The following is a 2,079-nucleotide window of genomic DNA, read 5'->3' on the forward strand; positions in this document are numbered from 1 at the left end:
GGCCATAACCGGTAGAAGGTTGCATTTCTGCAAATCCTTTGTCGCCACTCATAAAAAATCTATCCAGGTAATTAATGTTATAACTAGACAAGCAAGAGGCTACCGCACCGCTCGGGAAACCCAATTGAAATTGTATGGTTTCATCTACACCTTCTTTAAACTTTACGGGATCGGTCTTGGTTTCCTGGGCCGTCACCCAGATCGGCTCTTCGCCCAGCATATACCTTGCTCCGTTAATTGCATAGATTCCAATATCCATCATTGATCCCCCGCCGGCAAGCGCTTTGTTTAATCGCCATTGCGTAGGATCGCCTATTTTAAAACCACATTGTCCCTGAAAAAACATGATCTTACCGAAGTCGCCCGCATTTCTCATTCGGATCACCTCCAATGTACGGGGTTCAAAATGTAACCTATAGCCAACCAGTAACTTTACATTTGCTTTTTTACAAGCATCAAGCATCTCTTGTCCCTCTTTGGCATTCAATGCCATCGGTTTCTCGCATATGGCATGTTTTCCTGCTTTTGCTACACGGATAACCTGACTATGGTGCAGTGCATTTGGCGTAATCACATAAATCGCATCTATATCCGGATTATTTTTTACCTCATCGAAGTTGTCATAGTTATAACAATTCTTTTCCGGGATGTTGTATTTCGTTTGCCACTCTTTAATTTTTGAAGGTGTACCGCTAATTACACCAACCAGCTTCGCCTTGGTACTGGCCTGCATAGCTTCTGCTACACGGGTGCCATATCCACCTAAACCCATGATGGCTACTCGGAGTACCCTACCCTGGTAAGGCTGTTCAATTTGGTCGGGAGCGTTCGCAAATGCCGATATTGATCCCAATTGCAGCATCAATGCTGATGCGCCCATTTTTTGTAGAAAATCTCTTCTGGTATTCATATTTATCCTGTGGCTATGTAGCTAATTAGCAAAAATTTAAGCAATATGTGCCATTATCCATTTTTACCACTTAATTAACTGATTTACTTCATGATACCTAACACCTACCAGTTACATTTAGTTTTCACGATATGATTTGCGGCCTTGTCTAAACTACAAATTGATTTTGACAGTTATAATTCAAGAAAGCTATTGGCGTCTCTGTAGTACCGATCTAATCTTACCGATCCTGGCCCCAGTTCACATTCAATTTGATTGTTACTTAGTAACCTTAGTTCGATTAATATTTACCCGTTGTGATCAATTTTTAGTCTCTTTTTCCTAACGCGATCGTCATGCTGAACTTGTTTTACAAGTAGAAATAGTGTTTTCAATTGTCTTGTAGCTACTACGTGGTCAGCATCTTTCCTGCTAGATAGACCCTGATCCCGAACATTCGGGACAGAGTGACGACAGTGAGTTGAAATATCTACAGAAGATCTTTAAAGGCATGTTATTAATCGAGTTCAGGTTAGTAGGATTATGCACGCAGATTCTTTCCAAACAGGGGTATAAATTGATATGCGGCCGAAGGAAAAGACCGCATATCAATCATTAATTACTATCAATCGCAAACAGAACTAGCGGGTACCATCGCAAACACCCCTAAAATAGCCAACAGATTCAGCTATTCCTGCCAGGGGATCTTTCATGTCTTTTTCATATTCTAAACTACAGCAGCCCTGGTAATTAACCTTTCTCAGCATTTTTACGAATGCAGGGATATCAATTACGCCACGGCCGAGTTCACAGGTGGTGCCTTCATTTGCGGCTACGGTTACATTCTTTAAATGCATATCGAAAATCCGTTTCGAGAATTTCTGAAGGTCTGCAACCGAATCCCGCCCATCTCTTTTGTTATGCCCCATATCAAAGCATATACCAACACGTTGATCCAGGTTTTTAATGAGGTTGTAGATACTTTCTGCATTTGGATATAGTTTATCCTGGGGGCCATGATTATGAATGGCATAACGAATATTATATTCTTTTGTCTTTTGGGCAACATACTCCAGGTCAGCATGCGCTGGAATTCCGATCAACAAATCAACACCAACCCTTTTTGCATAATCGAATGCATTATCGATCTCTTCTTTATTTTTGGTGTATATAGGGCCCACGGCATACCC

General features: G+C 41.3%; 2 protein-coding genes. Both read right to left on the minus strand.

The window, feature by feature from the left end:
• Positions 1-910, minus strand: a 910-nt coding sequence (locus AC1DPQ_RS25980; protein WP_477611335.1) for a Gfo/Idh/MocA family protein, incomplete at its 3' end; no start/stop codon positions are given.
• 620 nt (positions 911-1,530) lie between these two features.
• Positions 1,531-2,079 (minus strand): sugar phosphate isomerase/epimerase family protein (locus AC1DPQ_RS25985; protein ID WP_477611336.1); only part of this gene is annotated, 549 nt, incomplete at its 5' end.

Source organism: Pedobacter sp. 01T416_2, assembly GCF_056398925.1.